Annotated in this window: 1 protein-coding gene; it reads left to right on the top strand. The window is 55.5% G+C overall.

Features of this window, described 5'->3' with window-relative positions; genetic code table 11:
• Window positions 1–45: 45 nt before the first annotated feature.
• Complete coding sequence (locus AC19YX_RS35230; protein WP_011911785.1) at window positions 46–1,083, top strand: IS630-like element ISPa47 family transposase; 1,038 nt, start codon at window positions 46–48, stop codon at window positions 1,081–1,083.
• The last annotated feature ends 28 nt before the right edge of the window (window positions 1,084–1,111 follow it).

Here is a 1,111-nt window from a genome sequence, read left to right as displayed (position 1 = left end):
TATTAACCTGGCAAATAAATAGGGCATATTAGATAATCTGTCTCCATGAAAATAGATGCCCGTAAACTCAGCCCCCAAGAACAACGTGAAAAGCGCTCCACGGCCCTACGCATGCGTGAGCAGGGTTACACCTACAAGGCTATTGGCGAAGCGGTTGGTGTTCACCCCCGCACTATTGCTCACTGGGCGCAGGTCGCAGAACATAAAGGCGAAAAGGCTGCCATTGCCGGCGGCCAGCGTGGTGTGCGCCAGGGTGATCGCCGCAGTTTGAGCTCCAGCCAGGAAGTGCTGATTCGCACCTTGATGACCGATAAGATGCCCGACCAACTCAAGCTCGGCTTTGCGCTCTGGACGCGTGATGCGGTGCGAGAACTGATCCGCCAGCGCTGTGGTTTTCTCATGCCGGTTCGAACGGTTGGTGAATACCTCAAGCGTTGGGGCTACACCCCGCAGCGCCCACTGCATCGGGCTTATCAGCAGAAACCTGAAGTGGTTCAGCACTGGCTGGATAATGAATATCCACGCATCGCACAGCGGGCCAGGGCTGAGAATGGTGAGATTCAGTGGGGCGACGAAACCGGTATGCGCAGTGACAGCCATGCTGGCCGCAGCTACGCCCCTATTGGCGAAACGCCGGTGCGCCTGGTCAGCGGCAGTCGTTTTTCCACCAACATGATTTCCACCGTGACCAATCGGGGCAAACTGCGCTTCATGCTGTATCGGGAAACGCTGACAGCCCCAGTGCTGATTCGCTTCCTGAGTCGCCTGATTCGCGATGCTCAGGGCCGCAAGGTGTTCCTGATTCTCGACAACCTGCGCGTACACCACAGCAAAAAGGTGAGCGCCTGGGTTGGCGACCGCAAAGAGCAAATCGAACTGTTCTTCTTGCCGGCCTACGCCCCGGAGTTGAACCCTGACGAGTATTTGAATTGTGATTTGAAACATCAGGTTCGCACGGGCTTGCCGGCGCGTAATCAGGACGAACTGGAAAGGCGTGTTCGCTCGGTCATGAGACGATTGCAATTACGCCCTCAAAGAATCCGTTCTTATTTCCGGCATCCACGTATCGCCTACGCAGCATGATTTGGTGTATTTGATTGCCGGGTTAATA

The organism is Pseudomonas sp. MF09150 (assembly GCF_059862355.1).
The sequence above is the reverse complement of the archived record's forward strand: the minus strand, read 5'-3'. Positions and strand labels throughout refer to the sequence as shown.

Bases quoted from the DNA above. Each gene is read 5' to 3' on its own strand.
- AC19YX_RS35230 (WP_011911785.1), top strand. From the start codon at position 46: ATGAAAATAGATGCCCGTAAACTCAGCCCCCAAGAACAACGTGAAAAG.